Source organism: Rahnella sp. ChDrAdgB13, from assembly GCF_017655185.1.
Lineage (GTDB): Bacteria > Pseudomonadota > Gammaproteobacteria > Enterobacterales > Enterobacteriaceae > Rahnella > Rahnella contaminans.
On the sequence record NZ_JAEMGT010000152.1, the window covers coordinates 1 to 3,358 of the forward strand.

The following is a 3,358-nucleotide window of genomic DNA, read 5'->3' on the forward strand; positions in this document are numbered from 1 at the left end:
CCGCTACAGGATCGGGAATGTGGTGATCTGATCCTGATTACGGCCAAAAGTTCGATTTATTCAACAAAGCCTGTTCATGGTCATGACAATACAGACACAACAATTCCCAGTTACTGCCGTCTTCCGGGTTGTTGGTGTGATCGTGATCGATGTGGTGAACCGTTAATTCCCGCAGGTTTGAATAAACAAATTCCCGCGTGCAGCGTCCGCAGACCCAGGGATAGATTTTGAGGGCTTTTTCACGATATCCGCTTTCTAAGCGCGCGTAGTTTTTTGGGATCAGAGCCATTGGCGATGTTACCTGTCATAAAGAGATTGCCGTAATATATCCCATAACGGCGCAGTCGCCCAATGCTCTGCGTGTGACGGAGAGTCAGAAACTGACACTGCTGAAAACGCGGTGCATTCATCAACAGTGAACAGGTGAAAAGCGGGTTCAGACGGTGATATTGATATTGCGCCCGATCGCCGGATTAGCAGGTAGCTGCGGGATCGATTCGATGAGACTGGCAGCGGTTGACTGCTGGTTATCCAGCGTCTTTTTCAACATCAGGGTGTCAACTTTGTTGCTCAGATCCAGATTATCAAGCCCGGTCGCCAGTGAAGCAATTTGCGATACATCCATTTCGTTCTCCTGTTTAATGCAGCAAAAAAGAACTCTCAGGGAAGTTATCGGCATTTTGGGAGAAAACTTTAATTTGTTGTTTGACTGGACTGTTTAAGGCGGACGTTAAAATACTACGGTGATATGGAAAATAAAAAGCAGCTGATTTAAGGTTAACGACTTTCCCCTTATTGGCTTTTTCAGGAGCAGGACCGATGAAAACGGACTGGCACAGTGCATCACTCACACCCGCTACAATCGTCGATAAAGAGTATAAAAACACGCAAAACGTTCGTCGTTTCATGACTGAACATTGCGGAGAGGACTTCCGGTTCAACCGTGATTTCATGGCATGGATACGTAATGATATTCCAAAAACGTTGGGCGATGTTGTGGATGAATGGAAACGCAGGCAGTAAACGGTGCCCGGTCTGCGTAAATCAGGGCATATAACGGGTAGGGCGTTGTACCGTTAAAAGAGCAAAAAAACGATATTTCTGTCCCGTAAACACCGGTATGTGATTTAGTTTTATACGGTTTGATGACAGACATGTGCGGGGAATAATGATGAGTGAACGTATCGACTATCAGATCGAAAAATACCAATTTGCAGCAATAGACGAATCCCCCCGGCTAACGCAGCAGTGGGCGGAGGTGACAGAAGAGTGCCGGCAGATAAAAGCCGGAAGTGAAGAGCGGCTGCACATTGCGTTGCTGAATGTTGATTACGTTACCAGCTTTGAAATACCGTTTCGTCTCCAGTTGATCCGTGCCCCGCAGCTGATAGATCAACTGCGTAAAACGCTGCCGTTAGGCCGCAAACCTGTCACCATCAGCGAAAGCCGGTATGGTTGTGTGTATAGCATCAGGGCCGATCTGAACAATGTCCCCGATGCTTTTCGCTACCGCTTCACCCACCGGATCCGTCGCGTGACGGCGGATGGCGTGACCACTGCCGCGTACCAGGAAATTGCAAAACAGGTTAAAGCGCCGCGTGAACGTCTGCGTCTGGCGCTGGAAGCCGGTTTATCTGTTACCGCGCTTGATGGTTTATTCTGGTTTGGTATGCAGCGCATCGCCGCTGACATCTCAACGCTGAGAAAGTCCGGTATGAGAATTTCCACCGCTGAGGCCGAAGCCTTCGATAATCTGACAGGCACCACGCGGCGGGTTCCTGTTTACCGCTTAGGGCTGCCCCTGGAAAATAATAAAACCGCTTAGTCTCCTGAGCGGGCTTTTCTAGATTCAGCGCCTCTGGCAACGCCGGAAGCACTCAACCAAAGTTGGTCGGTTGATTTTATGCTCGGAACACCGGCGGGCAGAATCTAACCACGAGCGGCCCCATGAATCCCTGAATAACCTGACGCCGGAAGAATACCGGCTGAGAGACTGGAAATCTCAAATAAACGCGTGGAACGGCAACTGGGGTACTTACGCGGTAAAACGGCAACAACCTATTATTTAATTTACGCCATCCTTTTACGATGGCTTTATTTTATCTGATGATTCCGTTATATTTTTTTCTCCTCAGCCCTTTCAAACAATTACCCCCTTGAAATATTCTTCATCCTACAGCCGTAGTCTGGCACCTTCATTAAAATAATCTCCCTCTGATATCCGGAAACCCTTCGCAAACGTATTATTACCGCATCAGCCAAGGCAGGCTGAAGTTAAGTATTTCCATTGTAATAACACATATATCTAATGAAGGATTTTGTAATGAAAAAAATTATCGCCCTTGCTCCCGTTGCTCTGATTATGGGTATGGCTGGTCAGGTTCAGGCTGCAACTCAGGCTGACGTCCAGTTGCAGGGTACTATTGTAGACACCACTTGTGAAGTGACTGCAAATAATGGTGCTGCAACGTTGAACGTGGGTTCTTTCTCAAAATCTGCGTTCACTACCGCTAAGCAACAAGTTGGTCAGGAGCCGCTGCTGGTTTCCCTGAAAAATTGTAGCGAAGACGAAACAGGCGCACTGCAGGTTTCCGGCATTGTTACCACTGGCACTGACAACCTGTTCCTGAGCGATGTTAACCAGACAGCGGGTTTCATGCTGACTCAGAAAGACAACCTCACTCAGGTTAAAAACAACACCAGCATTCCGTTGACCGCTGACGCTACCGGCGCAGTGGACTATACCTTCACCGCAGGTATGGCCGTCATGGATGCTACCAACGTAATGCCAGGCGCATATACCGCTCCGATCAAAATCTCTTACGTGAGTAACTAAGAGTTTAGATCCCTGGTACGACACTGAGTAAAAAAAGAGAGGGACTTTTTAGCCTCTCTTTTTCATTTAACGGACAGAGAATATTATGAAGTTTTACCGCAAGTTGGGCGTTGTATTAAGCCTGAGTCTGTTATTGAGCGAGCCGGTATTAGCCAGTATTGGCATCGGTGCATCCCGCGTTATTTTTGCAGGATCTGATAGCAGTCAGAGCATTGACATTAATAACCGTTCCCATAATCAACCTTATCTTATTAATGTCGGCATTTCAGACAGTCTGACCGCTAAATCAACGGACAGCGCTTTTATGCCTGCGCCGGCATTATTTCGTATTGAACCGGATACCACCAATAAACTCCGTATCCTGAGAAAAACAAATAATTTACCCCGCGACAGAGAGTCCGTTTTTTATCTGAATATTATGGCAATCCCGACCAGTAAAGCGGGACAGGATAATAGGCTTTGTTGAATAAATCGAACTTTTTGCCGTAATCAGGATCAGATCACCACATTCTCGATCCTGTA

5 protein-coding genes and 1 pseudogene are annotated in these 3,358 nt (G+C 47.2%); 4 read left to right on the top strand and 2 right to left on the bottom strand.

The window, feature by feature from the left end:
- Positions 1 to 67 precede the first annotated feature (67 nt).
- Together yajD and J8X26_RS25395 are read right to left on the bottom strand one after the other, a co-directional pair.
- Positions 68 to 289: pseudogene (gene yajD / locus J8X26_RS25390) on the bottom strand (HNH nuclease YajD); the annotation flags it as partial.
- 147 nt (positions 290 to 436) lie between these two features.
- Positions 437 to 625, bottom strand: a complete 189-nt coding sequence (locus tag J8X26_RS25395) for a YjfB family protein (protein ID WP_152325981.1) — start codon at positions 623 to 625, stop codon at positions 437 to 439.
- 194 nt (positions 626 to 819) lie between these two features.
- Between J8X26_RS25395 and J8X26_RS25400 the strand changes: the two genes are divergently transcribed.
- From J8X26_RS25400 to J8X26_RS25415, 4 genes are all read left to right on the top strand, one after another.
- Positions 820 to 1,023 carry a DUF6434 domain-containing protein gene (locus tag J8X26_RS25400; protein WP_208952351.1) on the top strand — a complete coding sequence of 68 codons (204 nt, stop codon included), beginning with the start codon at positions 820 to 822 and terminating at the stop codon, positions 1,021 to 1,023.
- Between the two features lie 148 nt (positions 1,024 to 1,171).
- Positions 1,172 to 1,825 (top strand): helix-turn-helix domain-containing protein, encoded by a 654-nt coding sequence (locus tag J8X26_RS25405; protein WP_208952354.1) that lies wholly within the window; start codon positions 1,172 to 1,174, stop codon positions 1,823 to 1,825.
- Positions 1,826 to 2,323: 498 nt separating this feature from the next.
- Positions 2,324 to 2,836, top strand: a complete 513-nt coding sequence (locus J8X26_RS25410; RefSeq protein ID WP_208952352.1) for a fimbrial protein — start codon at positions 2,324 to 2,326, stop codon at positions 2,834 to 2,836.
- A gap of 85 nt (positions 2,837 to 2,921) precedes the next feature.
- Positions 2,922 to 3,302 (top strand): molecular chaperone, encoded by a 381-nt coding sequence (locus J8X26_RS25415; protein ID WP_208952353.1) that lies wholly within the window; start codon positions 2,922 to 2,924, stop codon positions 3,300 to 3,302.
- Positions 3,303 to 3,358: the final 56 nt, after the last annotated feature.

Bases quoted from the DNA above. Each gene is read 5' to 3' on its own strand.
- J8X26_RS25405 (WP_208952354.1), top strand. From the start codon at position 1,172: ATGAGTGAACGTATCGACTATCAGATCGAAAAATACCAATTTGCAGCA.
- J8X26_RS25395 (WP_152325981.1), bottom strand. From the start codon at position 625: ATGGATGTATCGCAAATTGCTTCACTGGCGACCGGGCTTGATAATCTG.
- J8X26_RS25410 (WP_208952352.1), top strand. From the start codon at position 2,324: ATGAAAAAAATTATCGCCCTTGCTCCCGTTGCTCTGATTATGGGTATG.
- J8X26_RS25400 (WP_208952351.1), top strand. From the start codon at position 820: ATGAAAACGGACTGGCACAGTGCATCACTCACACCCGCTACAATCGTC.
- J8X26_RS25415 (WP_208952353.1), top strand. From the start codon at position 2,922: ATGAAGTTTTACCGCAAGTTGGGCGTTGTATTAAGCCTGAGTCTGTTA.